This is a genomic window from Thermoanaerobacterium sp. PSU-2 (genome assembly GCF_002102475.1).
Classification (GTDB): Bacteria; Bacillota; Thermoanaerobacteria; order Thermoanaerobacterales; family Thermoanaerobacteraceae; genus Thermoanaerobacterium.
In genome coordinates, this window is the sequence record NZ_MSQD01000003.1 from 180,015 (window position 1) to 203,931 (window position 23,917).

The 23,917-nt window shown below is 31.0% G+C and carries 23 protein-coding genes and 2 pseudogenes; 1 reads left to right on the top strand and 24 read right to left on the bottom strand.

Annotation, left to right across the window (positions count from 1 at the left end):
* Positions 1 to 25: 25 nt before the first annotated feature.
* The 16 genes from BVF91_RS04020 to tnpA form a co-directional block, all read right to left on the bottom strand.
* Positions 26 to 760: a DUF6873 family GME fold protein gene (locus BVF91_RS04020; RefSeq protein ID WP_085112205.1), complete on the bottom strand. Its 735-nt coding sequence runs from the start codon at positions 758 to 760 to the stop codon at positions 26 to 28.
* 42 nt (positions 761 to 802) lie between these two features.
* Positions 803 to 1,765, bottom strand: coding sequence for a GGDEF domain-containing response regulator (locus BVF91_RS04025; protein WP_085112206.1), 963 nt, complete (start codon positions 1,763 to 1,765; stop codon positions 803 to 805).
* Positions 1,766 to 1,947: 182 nt separating this feature from the next.
* Positions 1,948 to 3,282 (bottom strand): GH1 family beta-glucosidase, encoded by a 1,335-nt coding sequence (locus BVF91_RS04030; RefSeq protein ID WP_085112207.1) that lies wholly within the window; start codon positions 3,280 to 3,282, stop codon positions 1,948 to 1,950.
* 116 nt (positions 3,283 to 3,398) lie between these two features.
* A complete protein-coding gene (locus tag BVF91_RS04035; protein ID WP_085112208.1) occupies positions 3,399 to 3,602 on the bottom strand; it encodes a 4Fe-4S binding protein in 204 nt (67 codons plus the stop codon).
* Between the two features lie 117 nt (positions 3,603 to 3,719).
* On the bottom strand, positions 3,720 to 5,561 hold the full coding sequence (gene asnB / locus BVF91_RS04040; RefSeq protein ID WP_085112209.1) for an asparagine synthase (glutamine-hydrolyzing): 1,842 nt from the start codon (positions 5,559 to 5,561) through the stop codon (positions 3,720 to 3,722).
* A gap of 278 nt (positions 5,562 to 5,839) precedes the next feature.
* Positions 5,840 to 7,033, bottom strand: a complete 1,194-nt coding sequence (locus tag BVF91_RS04045) for an ABC transporter permease (protein WP_206199012.1) — start codon at positions 7,031 to 7,033, stop codon at positions 5,840 to 5,842.
* Complete coding sequence (locus BVF91_RS04050) at positions 7,014 to 7,745, bottom strand: ABC transporter ATP-binding protein (protein ID WP_085112211.1); 732 nt, start codon at positions 7,743 to 7,745, stop codon at positions 7,014 to 7,016. The genes BVF91_RS04045 and BVF91_RS04050 overlap by 20 nt, the downstream gene beginning before the upstream one ends.
* Before the next feature lie 19 nt (positions 7,746 to 7,764).
* On the bottom strand, positions 7,765 to 9,801 hold the full coding sequence (locus tag BVF91_RS04055; protein ID WP_240495805.1) for a beta-barrel domain-containing protein: 2,037 nt from the start codon (positions 9,799 to 9,801) through the stop codon (positions 7,765 to 7,767).
* A 14-nt stretch (positions 9,802 to 9,815) separates the two neighbouring features.
* Positions 9,816 to 12,032 (bottom strand): peptidase domain-containing ABC transporter, encoded by a 2,217-nt coding sequence (locus BVF91_RS04060; protein WP_085112213.1) that lies wholly within the window; start codon positions 12,030 to 12,032, stop codon positions 9,816 to 9,818.
* Positions 12,033 to 12,247: 215 nt separating this feature from the next.
* Complete coding sequence (locus BVF91_RS04065; protein WP_085112214.1) at positions 12,248 to 13,423, bottom strand: M48 family metalloprotease; 1,176 nt, start codon at positions 13,421 to 13,423, stop codon at positions 12,248 to 12,250.
* A gap of 81 nt (positions 13,424 to 13,504) precedes the next feature.
* A complete protein-coding gene (locus BVF91_RS04070; RefSeq protein WP_206199013.1) occupies positions 13,505 to 13,759 on the bottom strand; it encodes a Blp family class II bacteriocin in 255 nt (84 codons plus the stop codon).
* Positions 13,760 to 14,334: 575 nt separating this feature from the next.
* On the bottom strand, positions 14,335 to 14,502 hold the full coding sequence (locus tag BVF91_RS04075) for a cysteine peptidase family C39 domain-containing protein (protein ID WP_206199014.1): 168 nt from the start codon (positions 14,500 to 14,502) through the stop codon (positions 14,335 to 14,337).
* A 63-nt stretch (positions 14,503 to 14,565) separates the two neighbouring features.
* Positions 14,566 to 14,931 carry a hypothetical protein gene (locus tag BVF91_RS04080; RefSeq protein WP_085112215.1) on the bottom strand — a complete coding sequence of 122 codons (366 nt, stop codon included), beginning with the start codon at positions 14,929 to 14,931 and terminating at the stop codon, positions 14,566 to 14,568.
* Between the two features lie 113 nt (positions 14,932 to 15,044).
* A complete protein-coding gene (locus BVF91_RS04085) occupies positions 15,045 to 15,278 on the bottom strand; it encodes a hypothetical protein (protein ID WP_206199015.1) in 234 nt (77 codons plus the stop codon).
* A 574-nt stretch (positions 15,279 to 15,852) separates the two neighbouring features.
* The gene (locus BVF91_RS04090) at positions 15,853 to 16,020 is read right to left on the bottom strand and encodes a cysteine peptidase family C39 domain-containing protein (protein ID WP_206199016.1); all 168 of its coding nucleotides are present in this window, start codon (positions 16,018 to 16,020) and stop codon (positions 15,853 to 15,855) included.
* 982 nt (positions 16,021 to 17,002) lie between these two features.
* Positions 17,003 to 17,443, bottom strand: a complete 441-nt coding sequence (tnpA, locus tag BVF91_RS04100; RefSeq protein ID WP_085112217.1) for an IS200/IS605 family transposase — start codon at positions 17,441 to 17,443, stop codon at positions 17,003 to 17,005.
* 150 nt (positions 17,444 to 17,593) lie between these two features.
* On the opposite strand from tnpA, the gene BVF91_RS04105 reads away from it, so the two are divergent.
* Positions 17,594 to 18,046 carry an ATP-binding protein gene (locus BVF91_RS04105; RefSeq protein ID WP_276204892.1) on the top strand — a complete coding sequence of 151 codons (453 nt, stop codon included), beginning with the start codon at positions 17,594 to 17,596 and terminating at the stop codon, positions 18,044 to 18,046.
* Here BVF91_RS04105 and BVF91_RS13645 read toward each other — a convergent pair.
* The 8 genes and pseudogenes from BVF91_RS13645 to BVF91_RS13595 all read right to left on the bottom strand — a co-directional run bounded on the left by BVF91_RS13645 (position 17,993) and on the right by BVF91_RS13595 (position 23,731).
* Positions 17,993 to 18,322 (bottom strand): cysteine peptidase family C39 domain-containing protein, encoded by a 330-nt coding sequence (locus BVF91_RS13645; protein WP_240495799.1) that lies wholly within the window; start codon positions 18,320 to 18,322, stop codon positions 17,993 to 17,995. The two genes, BVF91_RS04105 and BVF91_RS13645, sit on opposite strands and share 54 nt — an antisense overlap.
* 748 nt (positions 18,323 to 19,070) lie before the next feature.
* On the bottom strand, positions 19,071 to 19,331 hold the full coding sequence (locus tag BVF91_RS04120; RefSeq protein ID WP_085112219.1) for a hypothetical protein: 261 nt from the start codon (positions 19,329 to 19,331) through the stop codon (positions 19,071 to 19,073).
* Positions 19,332 to 19,803: 472 nt separating this feature from the next.
* A pseudogene (locus BVF91_RS04125) lies at positions 19,804 to 21,000 on the bottom strand (IS701 family transposase).
* Between the two features lie 252 nt (positions 21,001 to 21,252).
* A complete protein-coding gene (locus BVF91_RS04130; protein WP_240495800.1) occupies positions 21,253 to 21,495 on the bottom strand; it encodes a cysteine peptidase family C39 domain-containing protein in 243 nt (80 codons plus the stop codon).
* A 67-nt stretch (positions 21,496 to 21,562) separates the two neighbouring features.
* Positions 21,563 to 22,339 carry a CPBP family intramembrane glutamic endopeptidase gene (locus BVF91_RS04135; RefSeq protein ID WP_085112220.1) on the bottom strand — a complete coding sequence of 259 codons (777 nt, stop codon included), beginning with the start codon at positions 22,337 to 22,339 and terminating at the stop codon, positions 21,563 to 21,565.
* Positions 22,340 to 22,565: 226 nt separating this feature from the next.
* A complete protein-coding gene (locus BVF91_RS04140) occupies positions 22,566 to 22,751 on the bottom strand; it encodes a hypothetical protein (protein WP_085112221.1) in 186 nt (61 codons plus the stop codon).
* A gap of 31 nt (positions 22,752 to 22,782) precedes the next feature.
* Entirely contained in the window at positions 22,783 to 22,965 is a 183-nt protein-coding gene (locus tag BVF91_RS04145) for a lactococcin G-beta/enterocin 1071B family bacteriocin (protein WP_085112222.1), read from the bottom strand.
* 503 nt (positions 22,966 to 23,468) lie between these two features.
* A pseudogene (locus BVF91_RS13595) lies at positions 23,469 to 23,731 on the bottom strand (cysteine peptidase family C39 domain-containing protein).
* Positions 23,732 to 23,917 lie beyond the last annotated feature (186 nt).

Consider the following 23,917-nt stretch of genomic DNA (forward strand, 5'->3'; position numbering starts at 1 on the left):
GCTTTTAAGTCTTTTCTTTGCATCATCAGTAGAGTGGAATAATGGAACCTATGTCTTTTACTTCACCAGATGACAAAAAAATTATTTCTTTGTTTTTATATTTCAAAAAATCAATTATTTTCTTGTATTCGTTGTGATATCTTAAATCTCCAGCAACGCAAAAAACATCTTTATCTATAAGTCCAGACGCTCCTCCTATAAATCCGTAATCAAACCCATTAAGCTTTATACCACCTTGTTCAATCAAAAGGCAGTCAAACCCTTCTTTTGAAGCTGTCTTATAAAGACCTGCGTCCGATGTTATGAAACTTATATTGTCCACGATTGCCATGTTGCACTTGGTGTATCCTTGCTTAACGTGTATAAATTTCACTCCTTTTTTCTCTAATACTTCCCTTAATACTGGATCAGTATACTTCAAATTATGAAAAGCATAATCGCCTAATCTTGCTACATTATATGCTATATTGCCAGGATAGTTTCTACTTAGTACAGTCTTCCCAAATATTACTTCCAAGTTTAACTTTTTGATTTCTTCAACAAAATTTTCATCAACATCTGGCGCTAAAACAATTTGTCTGTCACCTACATTGTGGGCGATTATATCCGGATGATACGATATGGCTTCGTAGAGAGAAGCATGTCTTTTTGTCATTACGACTTCTATTTCCATCTTTTTCAATGAATTAACTACATCAAGATGCCTTCCATCGACGACGACACACCGTACTTTTTTGTCAGGTACATAAGGATTTTTCAAAAATAAAACCTCCTAAAAAAAATCAGCATACCTACTGTATGCCTAACATTTCCTTCTATCTTTTAAGTATTTGCTTCCTTCTATAGACTTAAGCTTCCTCTTAATCTCTGCAGCTACTGCACTTATCTGCAGCTCATTATCAAAATTTCTGTTTTCGTTCGTCACAACAGCTATAGATATTGAAACGAATGGAAACCTCTGTATTTCTCCTCGCCTATTGATGACTTCTATATAGCCATTGGCCAAATCCTCATCATCGTAATACCTCTTTATATCCTCATCAAAGGTATTTATTATATAATTGCATATATCATCGATTTTATCTGGAGTAGTTATTATTATAAAGTCATCTCCGCCTATATGCCCTAAAAAATCGTTGGGATTTCCACATTTAAAAAGGGCATCTTTCAAGATCCTGGCTGTCTGCCTTATTATTTTATCGCCACGTGAAAATCCGTAGTAATCATTGAAGGACTTAAAATTATCCAAGTCTATGTACAAAACAGCGTACAAGAGCCCATTTTTTATGCGCCTTCTTATCTCATACTTTATGTCAATATTGCCTCTAAGTCCTGTAAGTGGATTGGCCATCCTGTTGTGCTCGATCCTCTGAAACAGATTTTTCACTTGTGCAAGAAGTTCTTTTTCATTGAATGGTTTCGTTATGTACGCATCAGCGCCTAACTCCAACCCGTGCAGTTTCTCTTCATAATTGTCACTGGATGTCAAAAGTATGACAGGCACCAATTGATTTTCTTCCTCATCCCTCAATATTCTAAGTAAGTCAAATCCACTAAGACCAGGCATGACTACATCAAGTATGACCATATCCGGCAAAATGCGTCTATACAACTTTAAAGCCTCATCGCCATCTTGTGACTCGTAAATTTTATACCCGGCGCCGCCTAAAATGTTTTTTAAAATAGTCCTGCTTAGCTTATCATCATCAACGATCAATATACTTTTTTCATTCACATTACTTCCCCCAAAATCTTTTTCACCCATAATAAATTATATTTACGACTTGTAAGAATGATTCGCTCCAAATGCAAATAAAAAATAATAACCAATATATTACATCACTAATAAATTATAATATTGAAGAAGGCAATAGTCAATAAAATATAAGAAAAATGGCAGGTTTGATGCTCTGCCATTTTCTACTATTCTCAACACGATTTTTATATTTAGATGGTTCTTGTAGAAATCAAATCTTTATACCATAGGGCACTGTCCTTCAAAATCCTTCTTTCCGTCTCATAGTCCACATATACGATGCCAAATCTCTTTGAATAGCCATGAGCCCACTCAAAATTGTCCATAAGTGACCACACAAAGTACCCTTTCAAATTTCCACCATCATCTAAAAAGCGTTTAGCCTCTTTAAAATGCTGTCTTAAAAACTCTACCCGCTTTTCATCGTGTACACGATCGTCATCCTCAACGACATCATTAAACGCCGCACCATTTTCAGTAATGTACAATGGCATATCATAAGTGTATTCTCTTTTAAGCCTCATCAAAATATTGTAAAGTGATTCAGGGTAAATCTCCCATCCCATCTCCGTCTTTTCATTTCCAGGATCTATCTGCACAACATCCAAAATACCGTCATTTCCTTTCTGGACAACTGCTCTTGTGTAATAATTAACTCCCAGAAAATCTAATTTTTGAGAAATCACATTCAAATCTTCATCATTTATAAAATCGACTTTTGCAAATTTACCAAAATACTCTACCATATCTTCCGGGTATTTGGCTTTAAATAGAGGATCTAAGAACCATCTGTTTTGGAAACCATCGGCTATTTGAGCCGCAATTTTGTCATCGTCACTATCTGAGGCAGGAAATACTTCGTTTAAGTTTAGAGTAATGCCTATTTTAGAGTCATCTAAATTTAGATCTCTAAATATTTCCACAGCTTTGCCATGTGACAACAAAAGATGGTGCGAAACTAACAAAGCTTCACCTAGATCTTTATGCCCTGGCGCATGTTCGCCGATGAAATACGACAAAAATGAAGAACACCATGGCTCATTTAATGTGATCCAGTTTTTTATGTATCCGCCCAGTTCAGAAAAAAGTTTTGCGGCATATTCACCATACCACTCAACAACATCTCTATTAAGCCATCCACCTAAATCATCAGCCCATTGAGGCAGATCCCAATGGTATATTGTAGCAAAAGGTTTAATGTCATTTTTTAAAAGCTCATCAGTCAACCTTTTATAAAAATCCATCCCCTTAGGATTGTACTGCCCTTTCGCAGGGAAAATCCTTGGCCAAGCAATAGAAAATCTGTACGCTTCAATGCCTAAGTCTTTCATCATCTTTACATCGTCCTTGTATAGATGGTAGTGATCGCAAGCCACATCGCCATTATGGCCTTTGTATACCTTTCCATCTTGTCTGGAAAATGTGTCCCAGATAGACATAGTCCTGCCATCCTCGTTGTAAGCACCTTCAACTTGATACGAAGCCGTAGCCACGCCAAACAAAAAATCTTTGCTAAAGTCTGACATTTCACACCCTCCCATAAATTATCTATTACAATTATACCATATATTTACTATTAATAAAAAGAAAATAGACAAAAAAATATAGGTATATACCTTTCGTACATACCCTTTCTAATACACTACGCATTTACTAATTTTATGGCGCCGTGTGGACAATACCTGGTACAAACGCCGCATCCAGTACATTTTTCTTTATCCACATTTATCTCAACTTGAAACAAGCCCTTTCTTGATAACTTAAATGCGCCAAACTTGCAACTGTGACTTGCTGGACAAAACGGTGATCTATCACATATATCTTGATCTACATATGCATACCTCATATCATTTCCTCCTTTTAGTCTATTAATATTTTATTATACCCCCCTACTGTAGTAGGGTCGTCTGTATACATTATACTTGTCTTTCGTCTTGTTTGTCAAGATGTTTTTATAGACCATCTATAAAATTTTTATCTTGTACTTTAAAAGCCATTCATTTATTTGTATAAGGTATGCATATAGCTGAGGACCGCCCATAAGTTGAGAAAACCATGCTGGGTCGTAATCTTTCGCATCCGTATCTATGAGATTTTGCACTTCATTTTTGTCGACTAATTGTAAAATCGGTGAAGACGGATCGTCAATAATCCTCTGAAGCCAACTTTTTACCTTCTCTTTAAAAATCGGGTTATGTGTCTTAGGATACGGACTTTTTTTCCTTTCTACTACTATATCAGGTATATACCCTTTTAATGCTTCTCTCAAAAGGCCTTTCTCTCTATTGTGAAGATTCTTCATATCCCACGGAATATTCCAGACATATTCCACTATCCTGTGATCCAAAAACGGCACCCTAACTTCAAGACCCGATGCCATGCTCATCCTATCCATCCTATCAAGAAGCATGGAAAGAAATCTCGTCTGGTTTAGATAAAATATCTCTCTCATGCGAGAAGATGCTTTATCTTCTCCTGAAAGCTTAGGTACTTCCCTTAATGCTTCATTATACCGATCGTTTAAGTACTCTGTTGGACGGATCTTTTTTACAACATCTTTAGATAAAAGATTCATTCTTTTTTCAACCATTCTTATCCATGGAAAAGTGCCTGACTCGATGGCAGCTTTATTTCTAAACCATGGATAGCCTCCAAACACCTCATCAGCACCTTCACCTGACAGCGCAACTTTTACATCCTTTTTGACTTCTCTCAAAAATAAGTACAAAGAAGAATCAACATCAGCCATTCCCGGCAAATCGCGGGCATAAAGAGCAGGCAACAGAGCATCTGCCAGTTCTTCATTATCTACATAGACATAATTATGAGCCGTATCTATTTCTTTTGAAACAGTTTCAACTAAATCTGAATCGCTGTTTGGCTGAAATTGATTTGGTTTAAAGTATTTATCGTTTCCGATGTAATCTACTGAATATGTTATAAGCTTGCTGCCTAATTTTTTTAACTTTTCATTGGCAAAAGCAGAAACCGCAGTAGAGTCTAATCCACCAGAAAGCAGCGAGCACAGCGGTACATCCGAAACAAGCTGACGCTTTGAGGCATCGTCCAAAAGATACCGAATCTTTTCCATCGTAGTTTTAATGTCATCTTCATGGTCTTTACTTACCAATGACCAGTATCTTTCAATTTTTATTCCGTCTTTGCTAAACGTAAGAGAATGGCCCGGCTTTAACTCATATATATCACGAAAAACGCCAATCCCCGGCGTCCTGGTAGGACCCATGACAAAAATCTCTGCAAGTCCTTCTTCATCCACTTCAGCCTGAACGTATGGATGTGCTAAAATCGCTTTAATTTCCGAGCCGAAAATGAGAGAACCATTCTTATAAGTATAAAAAAGAGGTTTGACACCTATCCTATCCCTTGAAAGAAAAAGTTTATTCTCGTAACCATCCCATACCGCAAATGCGTATATGCCATTTAACTTGTGGACACAATCGCTGCCCCATTCGATATATGAAGTCAACAAGACCTCTGTATCTGAATGACCATTGAATTTGTAACCTAACGACCTAAGCTCATCTCTTATTTCCTCCGTATTGTACAACTCTCCATTGTATATTATCACGTACTTTCTCTCGCCAAACTCCTTAATCATCGGCTGCTCTCCACCCTCAGGGTCAATGACTATAAGCCTTGTCTGTGCAAAACCACAATGAGTCGAAAACCATGTACCCCAGCTATCAGGGCCTCTATTCCTAAGTCTTTCTCCCATTGCAACTACTATGTTTTTCCTATTTATCACTTCTTCATCAAAGCTTACCCATCCTGCTATTCCGCACATCGTATCAGCCCCTTTCGAAATAATAATAAGGGTAGCTATATTGATTGATATTGAATTTCATCTGTTTGTAGTATATGTAGAAAGGGTAAAAATGTGAAAATTCTTGGTGATACTTACCTTACCAAAGCATTTGTAGTCATGCAGTTAATTAAACTTTTAAAATTTTTATAAAAGATATCAAATTTTTGTTAATATTTAAAAGGCTTCTACAATTTCTCTTTCGTGTAGAAGCCTTTGTAAAATGTTTTTGCCTGTATAAAATGATATAGATTTGCTTATTACGCTCTAAAAAGGGCCCATTCCTGCTTAAACATCACAGCAGCTAAGTATACACTAATACTTATATATACTAATGATGAAACTATGAATATTCCTATGTGTGCCATACTAACAATCCCATAAAGCAAATCTTTAAAAATTGAAATAGTCCCAAATACAGGTAGTGCAAAGTAAAACGCGGGAATTTCATTAGGCATTTTATACATGACCATATATGCAGGAATTATCGCAATAAACACTAATGGTGAAATATATGACTGGCCTTCTTTAAAAGATTTTGCGTATGCACTTAAAGCAAGTTCTAAAGCTGCAAATATTGATGCTGTAAAAAAGGCAGCCACGAACATGACAATTATTGCTGTCGTGCCCATTTTAAAATCGGCATTTAAAGATACCATATCTTTATTAAAAACAAAAGATACAAATAACCCTGAAAGTGAAGCAACAGCACTGAGAAGCGCCATGGCTGTTACAGCTAAGTATTTGCCTGCCATTATAGAAAGTCTTGACGCAGAAGTCGTAAGCAAAGGTTCCAGAGTCCCTCTTTCTTTCTCGCCAGCAGCCAAATCAACGGCAGCTCCTATCCCCCCTGTCGCTGTCCATAAAGTCAAAAGCATTGGCACAATGAATGATAAAAAAGACCCTGCCATTTTGCTCTGTGAAGCTACGTTTTCTGTCTTTACCACAATTGGCTCAATTATCTTAGGGTCTATTCCATTTGCTATAAGTCTTTGTTTTACGATGATGTTTGAATATTCCCTTATAAATCCTTCAATCATGCTTTCTGCATTGGCAGATTTAACATTCGACTTGTCGACCTGTATTATTAAATTGGTGTTCTTGCCCTCTCCTATATTTTTATCAAAATCAGAAGGTATAATGACAATCGTTCGTATATCACCTTTCTCAAGACTTTCTTTAGGATTTTGTAGATCTGTTATTACATTTATTCCTGTAGATTTTAAATAATTTACGAATCTTTGATTATCACCTTCATCTATAACAGCTATTTTAGTATCGCTTACTTTTTGCTGAGATATGCTTTCTGCTCCACCTATAACTATATACATCATTATAGGAATAAACAAGGCAGGAAGAAGAATTGTAACTATCCATGTCTTTTTATCTCTAAAAATATCTTTTAGCTCTTTTTTTAAAACTATGAAAATATGTTTAAACTTCAACTTTATCACCTACCAATTCCATAAATAATTCTTCAAGATTATCTGTTTTATATTTCTCCTTTAAATCTCCAATAGTCCCTTCCTCTATAAGTTTTCCTTTGTGTATTATACCTATCTTGTCACAAAGCTTTTCTACCTCTGACATACTGTGACTTGAAAAAATAATTGTCTTTCCTTCTTCTTTACAAAGCCTTATAAAATCGTGCACTTCTCGTACCGAACCTACATCCAATCCTGATGTTGGCTCATCAAAAAGCATCACCTTGGGATCGTGTATTATTGACCTTACAATCGCCACTTTCTGTTTCATTCCTTTTGAAAGTTTGCTTGCTGCTTTATCAATAAATCCTGTCATATCAAATTTGCGTATTAACATATCAATTTTTTTATTTATCTCTTTTTTATCCATATCGTGAAGCTCTGCAAAATAAAGTATATTTTCTCTTGCAGTAAGCCTGTCATATAAACCGCTTTCTCCCCCAAAAAGTATCCCTACTTCTTTTCTTATATCTTCTGGTTCTTTTATCAAGTTTTTTCCATTTATAATGACTGTTCCACTTGTAGGCTTAAGCATCGTAGCAAGCATCCTTAAAGTAGTGGTTTTTCCTGCACCATTTTCACCCAAAAGCCCGTATATTTCTCCTTCTTCGACTTTAAAGCTTAAATTATCTACTGCTTTAATGTTTTTAAACATTTTAGTTAAACCATAGACTTCTATCAAAATCTACACCTCCAATTTATTAATTCCATAAATTAAGCTGTTCCAAAATATAATACAGCATTTTTTCTTTTCTTGTTACAACTTGCGCCTCCACTATCATTCCGACTTTAATGCTCCCTTTCTCACCACTATGGCTGTACATAGTTTTATTGTTAATAGTTGCTTCTGCATCATAATAATTTATGCCGCTTTGCTGGTCAGTTCGTGAATCTAATCCAACTTTTGTAATTTTACCTGTTAAATCACCATATTCCTGATAAGGCAAAGCTAAAACATGATATTTTATGTTTTGCCCCACTTTTATATTTGCAATATCTTTATTAGAAATATAAAGCTGAACTTTATATTCAGGTTTATCTGGTATAATTTTAACTGTTTCCGTACCGCTTTGTAACAAATCTCCTTTATTTATATTCATAATCATGTTAACTGTACCGTCTGTAGGAGCTTTTACTATATAGTCCTCAATATTAAGATTTATATTATTAATATCACCTTTTAATTTCTGAATCTCATTCTCATCAGCTTCAATATTGTCATCTATCTGAGATATTGTATCAAACGTAAATTTTTCAACATTTATGCTACCAGTATTAGCTTGAAGTTCTTTAAGTTTAGTCTCATTTTGTTCTATATTTGCTTTAAGGTTAAGCATATATTGATTTTGATAACTTAAGAGTTCCTCTTTAGCACTATTTATGGCATTTTTTTCATCATCTGCCTGCTGTGATGCGTTATCTTGTAACTCATTAATTTTATCTTGCCTTTGCTTTATATTTAACTGATAGTCTAAAAACTGATTATAATAGGAACTATCAGGTGAAAGATAATTTGAATTATCGTTAATAGATTTTTGCAGAAGCTTTAAGTTATTTATTGTATTTTCAACACTCTGTATTTCTGCTTGAATGCCTTGCAATTGGTTTATCTTTTCCTCATTCTGTTCAATATTTGCTTTAATATTCATAATATATTGGTTCTTATAAATTTCAAGATCTTGCTGGGCAGCGTTTAGAGCTGTTCTTGCGTCGTCAACCTGCGTCGGCAAAGCATCTTGGTTTTGAGATATAATATTATACGCATTCTGCAATTGATTAATTTTATATTGATATTGCTGAACATTCATCTGGTAATCCAAAAATTGATAATAATATAGACTATTCGTTGGCAAATAGTTTTTATTATCATTAATTGATTGTATAAGGAGATTTAAATTATTGATTGTATTTTGCAAATCTTTTGTTTGAACATATTCACCATTTAATTGATCTAATTGTGCCTTATTTTGTTCTATATTAGTTTTAAGATTTAAATTATATTGATTTAGATAATTTTGAAGATCTTGCTGTGCATCAAAAATTGTACGTTCAGCATTTGTAATTTCTCTATCTTGTTCAGTTTGTAATTGTTGAATTTTTTCCTGCTTTTGATTTATATTCATCTGATAATCAACAAATTGGTTATAGTACGAACTATCACTATTCAAATTATTTACATTTTGATTTATTGCTTGTTCTAAAAGTTTCAAGTTATTTATGGTATCTTTTATATCCTGAGATTGTATGTTAACAGCATAAACTTGATTTTCAATTGATTTTCTATCTATATAAAATGCCATATATTTGTAATAATAATATTCTTCTTCAGAATTTTTATCAAAATAATTTTTACCATCTAATATACTTTTTTTTAGTTTTTTCAAATTTTCAACTTCATTTTCTGTTTTTTTAAGTTGATCCTCCAGTATGGATTTTTGTAAGTCCAAGACCTTATGGTCAATTGTATATAAAATATCCCCTTGTTTTACGACTTGTCCATCTTTAACATATATCTCTTGAACATTGCCAGTTACCTTGTTCAATATGTTTGTCTCATATTCATATGGTCTTATAACACCATTAGCCTTTACTACAATTTCTTTCTCACTAAAATATGACCATATTAATGCAGATATTATGATTGATAAAAAAATATATACAGTTATACTTGCTACAGGGTACGGTCTTGATTCTAAAATTTCCCTACTGTCAGTCAATTCATTTATACTTTGTATCATGCTTCTCAAGGAAGTCACGCTCCTATCAATTCAGCCGATGACATTTCATTCTCTATTACATATTGTGTGGGTATTTGATCTTTCCACAGTTCGTAATACATACCTTTAAACTTCATTAATTCTTCATGTGTACCGCTTTCTATAATTTTCCCTTTATCAACAACATATATTGTATCGCACTTCATTATTGTGCTTAATCTATGTGCAATAATTATCACTGTTACATTCTTCGTAAATTCATAAATCATCTCGTGTATTGCTTTTTCTGTAGTAGTATCAAGATTGCTTGTCGCTTCGTCCATTATAAATATATCAGGCTTTTTAAGAAGTGCCCTGGCTATTGCAATCCTCTGCTTCTGTCCTCCAGATAAGTTTGAACCATTTTCTTCAATTACAGTATCATATCTTAATGGCAAATTATTAATAAAATCATGTATTTGCGCTTTTTTACATGCCTCAACTATGTCTTCAAAGTCGACATTATCTATGCCCAATGAAAGATTTTCTTTAATAGTACCATTAAATAGAAACGTATTTTGCGAGATATACGCTATTCTCTCTCTCAATACTTCTAAATTTATGTCCCTAATATTATATCCATTTATCAATATTTCGCCTTTTTCGCAATGATAAAAATTCATTAAAAGCTTTACTAAAGTTGTCTTACCTGAACCACTTTCGCCAACAAGTGCTATTTTCTTACCAGAAGGAATATAAAGATTTATGTCGTCTAATATTAATTGCCTTGTACCATATCTAAAGCTAACATTTTTAAATTCAATATTGCCTTTTAACGATGCCGGGTTTATTTTTTTATCTTCATCTTTGCTTTTTTCAATTTCAATGTCCAATATTTCTCCTAGCCTATCAGCAGCTACAATAGCTGTTTGCATTTGAGGTTGAAGATTTATAAGATTTTCAATGGGATCTAAAAAATATGTAAGAAGTGCATTAAATGTCATAAGCTGACCTATTGTCAATCTGCCATGTATAACTTCATTTCCGCCAACCCATAAAAGTACAACACCAAAAACAGCTTTTATACCGCCTTCCAAAGAAGACTGAAAATTGCTCATCCATCCATTTTTAAAGAGACTTTTCATTAATTTTATAAATTTCTTTTCAGTCTCTAAGTTCACTTTCGCTTCTGCATTAAAAGCCTTTACAGTTTCGATCCCATTTAATGATTCTACAAGATACGATGTCAGCTTTGCATTATTTTCCATCGTCACTCTGTTTATATTTTTAAGAGGTTTATTAAAAGACCATACAATGATAGCATATAAAACTACGGGAATTATAGTTATACCAAATAACATATGATTCTGGCTGTATAAAATAGCAGCACCTGCAATGGCCATTAACGTATCAATCATTACCGTCAATGTGGCTCCTGATATAGCATCCCTTATTTTTGAAGCATCATTGAATCTTGATATTATCTCTCCCACTTCTCTTGTATCAAAAAAATTCATAGGAAGTTCAATAACATGGTTGTAATATCCCAGCATTAATGGTATATCTATATTTTGGCTTAAGTATATAAGCAACTGTGTTCTAAATGCATTTAAAAGAACTTTAAAAATATACAAAATGATAATTCCTATTGAAAGCATGTTTAAAGTACTAGTCAAATTATTTGGAAGTATTGAATCCATCAAAAATTTAAAATAAAATGAGCTTAGTATCCCTAATATTGTAAATAACAATGATGCAAAAAATATATTTACTATCAATCTCTTCTGCGGTTTCAGTAGAACAAAAAATCTCGAAAATAATCCCTGTGTTTCATCGCCTTTTCTAAATTTAACTGTCGGCACCATCAAAACTAATACGCCTGTCCATATTTTAAAAAATTCCTGAGGAGTATATTTTACAACTCCTTTTGCAGGATCTGCAATAATCAATTCTTTTTTAGTTATTTTATGTATTACAACATAATGAAGAAGCTTTCCGTCAACAATTACATGAGCTATAGCAGGCAGTGGAAATTCGCCAAAAATATCTTCAGGTTTATTCGCCTTAACTCCTTTTGCCGTAAAGCCAAGCCTTTCAGCTGCTTTTATCAGACCATATACACTTGTCCCTTGTTTATCCGTTCCTGCAGCTTCTCGTATTTTTGATATAGGTATTTTAAGTCCATATTGCTTTGATATTGTTGCAAGACATGCAGCACCACAGTCTTTTATATCGTGTTGTTTTATGCACATGTAGCGCTTAAATATGTTCATTAACTATCACCTTTAATTTAAATGTATTTATAATCATATTAAACAATCCTCTCTCCATCGTTAAAATTAAATCTAATTTTCTATTTTTTATATCTTTTGCTAATAAAAATATAAATAATCGCCGATAAACAACCTACTACAAATGGTATAATAAGTTTCAAAAGAAACACCCCCTTAAAATTTTAATACCAAAAATACTCTCTAAGGCAAAAACTTTATTGTTCAAAGTTAGCTAGCTTACTTCTAATTTTATCTGATACATTTCGTAAATGTTTTATACGATTGTCAATTGATGGATGGTCTTGAAATTTTTCTCTTAATTTGCTTAATTTAATCATATTATTATTTAACTTTGCAAGCTTTAATAAAGCAGAAATATAAGTATTTACATCAATTCCACTTTTAATCACATACTCATCCGCAGAATATTCTTGAAAGCGAATAATTATAAGACTCAAATAAATACATAACCAGAATACTAAGATAAATACAGTAATTCCAATTGGTATTGGTATATTAATATGTCTGTAAACTTCTAAATAATCCAATATATTACCAGTAGGATATAGAAATAAATAATACACAGAGATTATTAATAATATTCTTTTTAAAAGATGGCGCTTTTTCCAGTGTCCAATTTCATGTGCAATTACAGCTTTAAGTTCGTCAACTGATAAATTTTTTATTAAATAATCTGTGATAAACAGATATCGTCCACCAATACCAGCTACTAATGCATTTGCTTCTTTAGTTTTTACAGTAGGCCATTCATATATTTTTAAACTATGTATATCATATTTAGACAAAAAATCTATTAATATCTTCTTTAATTCAGTATCTCTTAATGGCTTTGCTTTTATTAAAAACCTTATTATATGAGGATATAAAATATTTATAAGTAAAATAATAATTACAAATATAACATATTGTAACAATCCTTCTATATTATACTTATCTATCAAGTTAATTCTGAAAAAAGCAATTATAAAATATGGAATAAATATTGTTAATAAATAACTTATCACTCTTTTTAAATCATCCCAATAACTTAGCTGAAGGTTCCTCAATTTTTTATATGTGTTATGTGAAATAATTTGATTTAATATTGCTAAGAAAAATATAAATCCCCAAACAACAATATTTGATAAAATCATACTTTTGGGAATATTTATATAATGCATTATTTTTCCTATAGCAAATGCAAGTGCAAACAATGATATTACCATTACTAACCATTGATAATATTCTTGCATAATTATAAATTTATCTAAAACATATTCTATAGATAAATTTTTATTATTATACATACTTAATATTTTTTTATTTATAAATATGCTTATTGCTATATTAATTAAAATTGTAATACATATTATAATAATATAATTTATCATAATTCACATCTCCAATCTCATTTTTATAATTATCGTGGTGAAGCAAAATAACTTCACCACGATAATTATGCAATTACACATTTACCACCATCCAGTGGTAATGTAAACTACAGCTCCACCTAATCCTCCAACTATTGCACCTCCAACTGCACCTGAAACTGTACCGATAACTGGTAAGGTCATACTTCCTCCAAAAGCTCCTGTTATTCCACCTCCAACAGCTCCAGCAAGTGTAGTTCTACTAAATTCTTTCCATGACCAGGCTCCACCGTCAATCATCATCAAGTCATCTTCTGTCAATTCCATAAATCCATTCATTGGTAATACTGCTTCCATTCTTTCTCCCTCCTCTCCTTTTTGACTACAACCGCGCGATTTTCATCTATGTTTTTAAAAATACCATGGTAAATCTTTTTACAAAATAAGTATTAGAAATAATGAACAGCACTGATGACTTAGAAATTATGACCATTCTGTATGTTTAGGTAAAGTTTACTCGACTGATAATTCTTCTATTGATAGACACGTTCAACCTTTAAAAAACTTTATTTTCATCTGTTTTTTTTGAATTATCTCCCGTTTTCTCAATTTATCTTAATTTTACATTAATCGTCTTTATTATTTGTTTTAAGTGCAAATTCTCCTTCTTTTAAGTTTTAAAAATCATACAATTACATACTGACTATATATCCATATACTGTCCTTTTCACGTTTTCTTTATTTTCTTTATAATAATACAAAGCTGTTCATTTTTTCAATGTCCGAAAGTATACTATTTTTGATTTTTTTAATAAATTTTTCTGCAAAAAGTATACTTTCGTATAATAATAATTGCCATAAATTAAAAATATCTTCCGATTTATTTGCCTTAACTCCTTTTGCCGTAAACACAAGCTTTTCAACCGCTTTTATCAAGCCATATACGAACTTGTCCCTTGTTTATCCGTTCCTGCCGCTTCTCGTATTTTCGATATAGGTATTTTAAGTCCATATTGCTTTGATATTATTGCAATACATGCCGCACCACAATCTTTTATGTCATGCTGTTTTATGCATATGTAGCGCTTAAATAAATTCATAATGTCTCCTCACCCTTTACTTTTAGGCTTATTTTATTCTTATTTAGTATATTGTACTTATTATCAACGCCTCATTATTCTAATTACAGCTATAATAATAGCAAATATTCCAAACCCTACAAATAATATAACGCTTGTCATATTTATGTAAAACGGAAGAATTGTAAATCTGTTAACAAATCTCATTAAAGATACAGCAAATAAAGCAAGTATACCGTAATATTCAAGCCTGACCTTCCGTTCATTTTTCATTCTTATCGCATTATAATTTATCAGATACAAAAATATAACAATTATAATCACAAAAACATTAGAAAAAATATCATAATTTTTTCTACTAATAATTGTTTGAAGGATCATAAGAACATTCAATAAAGTTGTAGATATTGAAATTATTAAAGGAAAATAAATTCCTCCAAATTTATTCACATTTTCCACTCCCTACTTATTAAAAATTAAAGTTTTAATCATATAAGATATTGAGTATACCCATCACAAACATATTTTTTGTGATGGGTATACAATCATTATAAATTCAATTACTATTTTGTTGCAAAACCATACCCTATATATGCACCCGAAATTGCACTTAGTGTCCAATATGTTATAGCTACACCCCAACCAATTGGTTCACTCATAGCAGCAACTGCCAATGTTGCACCTAAAAATGTAGCGGTTCCTGCAAAAACTCTATCCAAATTAACTCCGCCGTCAATCATCATCAAGTCCTCTTCCATCAATTCCATAAACCCATTCATTGGCATTACAGCTTCCACCTCTTCTCCTCCTTTCCTTTTTGACTACAATCGCGCGATTTTCATCTATGTTTTTAAAAATACCATGGTAAATCTTTTTACAAAATAAGTATTAGAAATAATGAACAGCACTGATGACTTAGAAATTATGACCATTCTGTATGTTTAGGTAAAGTTTTCTCGACTGATAATTCTTCTATTGATAGACACGTTCAACCTTTAAAAAACTTTATTTTCATCTGTTTTTTTTGAATTATCTCCCGTTTTCTCAATTTATCTTAATTTTACATTAATCGTCTTTATTATTTGTTTTAAGTGCAAATTCTCCTTCTTTTAAGTTTTAAAAATCATACAATTACATACTGACTATATATCCATATACTGTCCTTTTCACGTTTTCTTTATTTTCTTTATAATAATACAAAGCTGTTCATTTTTTCAATGTCCGAAAGTATACTATTTTTGATTTTTTTAATAAATTTTTCTGCAAAAAGTATACTTTCGTATAATAATAATTGCCATAAATTAAAAATATCTTCCGATTTATTTGCCTTAACTCCTTTTGCCGTAAACACAAGCTTTTCAACCGCTTTTATCAAGCCATATACGAACTTGTCCCTTGTTTATCCGTTCCTGCCGCTTCTCGTATTTTCGATATAGGTATTTTAAGTCCATATTGCTTTGATATTATTGCAATACATGCCGCACCACAATCTTTTATGTCATGCTGTTTTATGCATACATAGCGCTTAAATATGTTCATAATATTCACCTTTTATCGAGTGTTTAATCTTGTTTTTTGTTATAAAATCATAAAAGAAAAATAAGCATTTCTGTCGAATATACATAACCTTTTTGTAATGTATTTATTGTGTTAAATTTTTCGTATCCACAATTACATACCAGCATTATATCATTTATAATCTTTTGGTCTAAATTTTTCCTTATATGAATTTTTTAAATTCAAAATAAAATAAAATAATAACAATATCAACGGAATTAAAACAATAATGAATACAATAAAGTTAAACCTAATTATATAATAAAAAAAGTCTATTATTGAAACATAAAAATTAATCAGCAATGATATTAAAATTAATTTGCTATATGTTTTTATATAGAATATATATGCAATAAAATTAAAGATAAATACGGCAAGTGCCAATGATTGCTGAATTGTTATCAAAAGTAACAGAGCAGTTATTATAAATATAATTGTTATTGTATTTTTTTTTGATAAAGTATTATTTAGAAAATTATTTAGGAAATTTCTATATTTATAAAACAACGGAAGTTCACCTCTTTTTTAACATATATAACTAAAATCTTCCCACATAAATAAATTAATTCTATTTCTTGAAAACTTAATACTTTGCCAAAAAAAGTATAGTAATTTACACAATTATGCACTTTAGAAAGGCTTTCCTTAAGTTTTTTGGAATCGTAGCCATAAAAGCATTAAATAATTGACCCAGATGCTCCGAAATTAACGATAGTTTATTTGCTATTGTATCTAAGAATACTATTCATAACATGAGCCTCCAGTTGGTTTGTTTTTTGGATAATTCAATTATACAAAATGGAGGTCTCATGCTATTTTATAACCAAACAATATTGAATTATCAGAGTACAGAGCTACTTTTAAGTGCGAAGTTTTAGTATTTAACTTTAAAATTATGCACTTAAAACATAAACTCAACCACCACCTGCTAAAGCAGGTGGGTTGGATATGCCGCTTAAGCAGCTTAAAACTCGCCTAAAGTAAAATTATCATTCTTTTGATTTTCTTCTATGTCTTGATTTTGTATATACTCTATTATCACTTCATCTGTTACATTACCACTACTTGCTGCAAAATATCCTCGTGCCCATAAATGTTGTCCCCAGAATTGTTTGTTAAGCTCCTTATTTTCCATTAGTAACTTTCTTGAACTATATCCTTTTATATATTGCACTAACTTACTTACTGACATATGTGGTGGTGCTGACACTAGTATATGTATATGGTCTTTTGATACATGCCCTGATAATATTTCTACTTCGTTATTTTTACATACCATTCTTATTAGTTCTCTTGTTCTTTCTGCTATTTTTCCAACCAATACCGGTTTTCTGTATTTCGTTATCCATACTATATGATATTTTAGGTCATATGTAGCATGCGACGACTTTCTATAATTTTGCATATTTATCACCTCTAGTTTTATTTTTTACTAGAAGTGATTATTTATTTTGTTGACCTAAAGGTTTCAGCTTAAGCTGAGGGATTTAACCCCATTATACAGACATTAAAGGTACTAAGTTCACTTGAATTTATTAAAAATGGACAAAATGTAATACTTGCAGGTAATTCTGGCACAGGCAAAACGCATATAGCAATAGGACTAGGCATAAAAGCTTGTTTAGCAGGATATAGAGTACTATTTACAACAATTCCAACTTTAATAAATCAATTAAAAGAAAGTAGGTCAGAGAAAACATTACACACTTTTGAAAACAAATTTGCAAAATATGACCTAGTAATAGCAGACGAACTTGGCTATATCTCTTTTGACAAAGAGGGATCTGAGCTTTTATTTACAAACTTATCATTAAGAGCAGGAAGAAAATCAACGATAATAACGACAAACTTATCATTTGAAAGGTGGGCTGAAATATTTCAAGATCCAGTGATGACAGCAGCGATGGTAGATAGACTAACGCATAAAGCCTATTTAGTAAATATGAATGGAAATTCATATAGACTTAAAGAAACGGAGGAATGGATAAAGAGTCAGAATATTGCTTAATTTTTTATACACTAAGTGGAGGAAAATTCGATTGAAATTTGGAGTATTTTTCACTTGACAAATGCACTTAACTCCTTTTGCCGTAAACCCAAGCTTTTCAGCTGCTTTTATCAAGCCGTATGTACGTGTTTCTTGCTTATCCGTTCCTGCAGCTTCTCGTATTTTTGATATAGGTATTTTAAGTACATATTGCTTTGATATTGTTGCAAGACATGCTGCACCACAATCTTTTATATCGTGTTGTTTTATGCATACATAGCACTTAAATATGTTCATAATGTCTTACTTTCCATCGAGTATTTAGTCTTGTTTTTATTATAAAATCATAAATCTATATAAAGAAAGATAAATTTTCTCAAATTCTATTATTGCTCCTCATGGTAAAAATTTTTAATCTTTTAAACTTTTGTATACCTGTCGAAGGAAAAATAAGCATTCTTGTCAAATATGCATACGCAACCTCTTCTGTTAAAATTGGATTATTGCTTATATATTCGACATTTGTGGAGGTGAACATCCTTTTTCGTATCTCAAAAAACTAGGAACATCAAGCTATTTAAAATTGAAATTTGCTCAAATAAAAACAAGATTAATATATTTTATCGACTTTTAAAATCTTTATATAAACCATAAAAAATAAAAAACAAACTAGCACATAATAATGTTATATATATTATACTAATAAAAGAATATTCGTCAAATATTTCCGGAAACACGTATGATATAAGATGAGCTACAGTTATTAAAGCAACATAAATTATACCTGCTGTTGCAGATAAAATTTTTTTTTGTTTATATCGTAAAATATAGGAACAGAAAAGTATCCAAATTGATATAATAAATGGAAATAAATCATCTTTCTTTAAAATAGATATATAAATATTTACTACACACAAAGCAAATAGTAGTAATATAATATTAAAAATAAAATTTTTGTTGTTTAAATTTATCATAAATAATATAACTCCTTTAATTCTAACAATTTTTAAAAAGTGGGGGGATTAAATAAGCCCCCACTTTTTAATTATTTAAAAAGGTCTATAACCGAATGTCCCATCATATAAATTCCAAACGCTACACCACCAATACCTCCTGCTACCCCTCCAACTTTTTTTAATATACTGCTTTGTTTAAGTGATGAACCTATAACGCCTGTACCTAATGCTACTCCGCCAAGACCTGTAAGATAATCTTCAGCAGCCGCTTTTAAATTGCCACCATCAATCATCATCGCATTTTCTTCTGTCAATTCCATAAATCCATTTATTTGTAATACTACTTCCATCTCTTTCCCTCCTTTCCTTTTTGACTACAATCGGCCAATTTTCATCTATATTTTAAATACCATGGTAAATCTTTTTACAAAATAAGTATTAGAAATAATGAACAACACGATGACTTAGAAATTATGACCATTTTATATGTTTAGGTAAAGTTTACTCAACTGATAATTCTTCATCTATAAGAATAATTTACCTCTATTGGTAAACACACGTTCAACCTTTAAAAAACTTTATTTTCATCCGTTTTTTTTTTTTTTTTGAATTATCTCCCGTTATTTCAATTTATCTTAATTTTACATTAGTTATTTTCATTGTTTGTTTTAAGTGCAAATTTTCCCTGTTTTAATTTTAAAAAAAATACAATTACATACTGACTATATGTTCATGCTTCTTCATTTTTACGTTTTCTTTATTTCTTTTCTATAGATGAGAAAAATTAATAACAAATATTACCATCAAATAGATACACTCTGCCTATGCTAATTTTAGTTGTTCTAAAATTTCATCAATAGGTACGCAGTTTTCAGCTTGTTCATATAGCCATTGAACATGCTGCTTTTGTACTTCTTTACGAACCATTTTTATTCCCTGCCCAAATTTGTAATATTCGTCGCCCGAAGTCGTACAATACAGGTATGTCAATGATATAAGCCATAATAATCTATCTATTGATTTTGTTGAGCGTACTTGATACGTATTTAGTCCAAGATTATTCTTTGTCTGTCTAAAGAATATTTCTATAGGCCATCTCTGACTCTAGTATTTTAGAATAGTCTCAGTATCTAATTCAGTATCAGTACAGATAAATGCATGTAGAGCCTTCTGATTTTTAAAAGCTTTCTCAGGCCAGCACATTAGAACTACAGCATTATCTATCCCATTTAAGGCTCCTTCATAGCGATATGCCCAGTAACTAGAACCGTTTACTGTAACGAGGTGAACTTCGTTCTTTTCAATATATTGGGCAAAGTCTTTTATCTGAATTCTGATGCCTTGTGGATAGATAATTCTATTAGTCTTTAGTGCTCATATGAGATGGTATCCTCTTTCAAAATGTGCTTCTATTACTTTCTTGTTTATATACCATGAATCACATAGTCCATATGCTGGTCCTTTAGGTATTGGAAGCATAGATACCATTTCACATATTCTTTCGATTTTGCTTTTGCCACCTTTTTCATAGCGTTCGATTTAGTAAGGCAATACTATTTTGCCGCATGATAGCATCATGGTAAGAAGCTGATGCCCCCAAACTTGCTTTCCTTTTAAATGTGATTGATGAAATCCTGTTGCCTGGATAGAATGTTTAGCCTGTGACGAAGGCTTAGTTTTTTCAGCAATAGTATCGTCAAAAATCACAAATATCGGTTTTTTGCGAGTTTGTGATAATTCAAGTATAATACGAATAACTTCCCGCCTTATAGCTCTCCATGCATACTCTATATTCCAAACACCTTGACTTAAGAATTTGCCAAAGGTAGTTCTATGGCAATTAGCAAAGCTTAAATTAACTATATCAGTAACAGTACCACTATAACCCTTTTGAGTGGCAGCAATTATAAATTCTACAATATGGTGAATAACAGGTTTAGTAAAATATAATGCAAAATTTAATTTCATTAAGTACTGGATTATTGATGAATTTTCTGTTATTCTTTTATTATGAGACATTTGCTCCACTCCTATGGTTAATATTGTTATAGTGTGGCAACAACATATTAATACCATAAAAGCGAGCATTTGTCTCTATTTTTTATTAAATTTTTTCATGTAAGTTTATTATGGTAATTTATGTAAGCTAATTTTCTCATCTATAGATAATAATACAAAATTGTTCATTTTTTCAATGTCCGAAAGTATACTCTTTTTAATTTTTTTAATAAATTTTTCTGTAAAAAGTATACTTTAGTATACTAACAATTGTCATAAATCAAAAATATCTTCGGGTTTATTTGCTTTAATTCCTTTTGCCGTAAAGCCAAGCTTTTCAGCTGCTTTTATCAAGCCATATACACTTGTCCCTTGTTTATCCGTTCCTGCAGCTTCTCGTATTTTTGATATAGGTATTTTAAGGCCATATTGCTTTGATATCGTTGCAAGACATGCTGCACCACAATCTTTTATGTCGTGTTGTTTTATACACATGAAATGAGTGAAGATTGACATATTTTATTACCTCGATAATTTATAATATATTTTCATCTTATATAAATCATTATTAAATAACATATTTTTACATATAGCACTTTTTTCTTTGAGAATAAAAAAATTTAATTGTTATAATTAATAAAATACAGCCAAGAAAAAAATAAAATGTTGATTCTATCTTATTCATATTATGAATTATATTATCAAACAATCCTCCTAATAATCCAATTAAATTTGAAGATATATGTATAATAATAGGAGCCCAAATTGATTCAGTTAAATAATACATAACTGATAAAAAAATGCCTAGTAAAAATGCATAAAAGCCTTGGTATAATGAACCATGAATTATAGCAAATATAGCTGACTGTATTATTATTGCTGTATAAATTGATAATTCTTTTCTTAATTCATTAAAAATTAAACCTCTAAAAATTATTTCTTCTACTATTGGTGCTATGATTACAACAGATAAAAAAACTGTTAGAAAATTCACTTTATAATTTCCTATTTTGTTATAAAAATCTTGGTACTTATAATAATCAGGAAAATACTTATATAACTTTAATGTAATATTCATTATTTCTAAAACCATATTAAAAATCAAGCCCATGAATATTAATAATATTAATTCACTAAACTTCATTTTTTTAAATGAACAATATCTGTATAAGCTTATATTTCTATTTTTAAAAAGTAAAAATAAACATACTATTGTTAATATTGACGATAACAAAGTCATTATATTAAAATCTATATTACCTATAAATACTATCAAAATACCCGCAATTAATAGTGAACAAAGAAAATATATTCCTAAATATATAATTATATTCTCAAAAATTTGATTATCTTTATTCATATAATTCGCTCCATTTTCTCAAAAATAAGCTATACTACCAATCTGATTTATAAATTTTATATTAAAAAGCAAAGTTATGGAAACTGATACAGCGTTTGAGAATTTTAACAGGATGCCCAAAATAAAAATACTGTACCAATATCCACAGCAAAACGGCAATAATAGCTGAATTTTAGATATCACAAGCGAAGGAATATGTCCTTCTCTTGTGATATTTTCTAAACTATTAATTTTGATTAAAAACACTACCCCAAACTGTATCTGAGCCCATCGAAGCTGGTGGATAATCGATAGGAGCATTAAATATCATTCCCCCTATATATCCAACAGCATACCCAATGTAATATAGTATGCCTCCACCACTAACATCTCTTAATTCCGTTTCATTTAAAACTTTAAATTCGCTATCCATTTTATACCTCCTCTCAAAAAATCTTTCTTTCTCACTTCCAAGCATTTAATCCATCTTTAAAACCATCAACAACCCCATTGCCAAAATCTATTGCCATATCTATTAAACCAATCCAAAATCCAGCACCATCCAAAAAGCCTTTTCCACCATCAATCATCATCAAGTCCTCTTCTGTCAATTCCATAAACCCATTCATTGGTAATACTACTTCCATTCTTTTTCCCTCCTTCCTTTTTTGTACTACAACCGCGCGATTTTCATCTATGTCTAAAAATACCATGGTAAATCTTTTTGCAAGATAGGAACTAAAAATTATGACCAGCACTGATGAACTTAGAAATTATGACCATTCTATATGTTTAGGTAAAGTTTACTCGACTGATAATTCTTCATCTATAAGAATAATTTACCTCTATTGGTAAACACGTTCAACCTTTAAAAAAACTTTATTTTTATCTGTTTTTTTGAATTATCTCCCGTTATTTCAATTTATCTTAATTTTACACTAATTATTTCGATTGTTTGTTTTAAGTGCAAATTTTCCCTGTTTTAATTTTTAAAAAGCATACAATTACATACTGACTATATGTCCATGCTTCTTCATTTTTAAGTTTTCTTTATTTCTTTTATAATAATACAAAATTGTTCATTTTTTCAATGTCCGAAAGTATACTGTTTTTGATTTTTTTTAATAAATTTTTCTGTAAAAAGTATACTTTAGTATACTAATAATTGTCGTAAATCAAAAATATCTTCCGGTTTATTTGCTTTAACTCCTTTTGCCGTAAACCCAAACTTTTCAGCCGCTTTTATCAAGCCATATACACTTGTCCCTTGTTTATCCGTTCCTGCAGCTTCTCGTATTTTGATATAGGTATTTTAAGGCCATATTGCTTTGATATTGTTGCAAGACATGCTGCATCACAATCTTTTATGTCGTGTTGTTTTATGCATATATAGCGTTTAAATATGTTTTTCATTTATATCACCTTTTATTTTTCTCTCTCATTGATCTTTTTTCCTATGCATTTTGCTAATTATTATATAAGGATTTTGCCTTTAACAGAAGTTTAACAATGTATGGATATAATATACCTGCCAATATGATGAGAGATGCCCATACAAAATACTGCGGCAATTCTCCTGCTTTATATTTTTCTAGTATA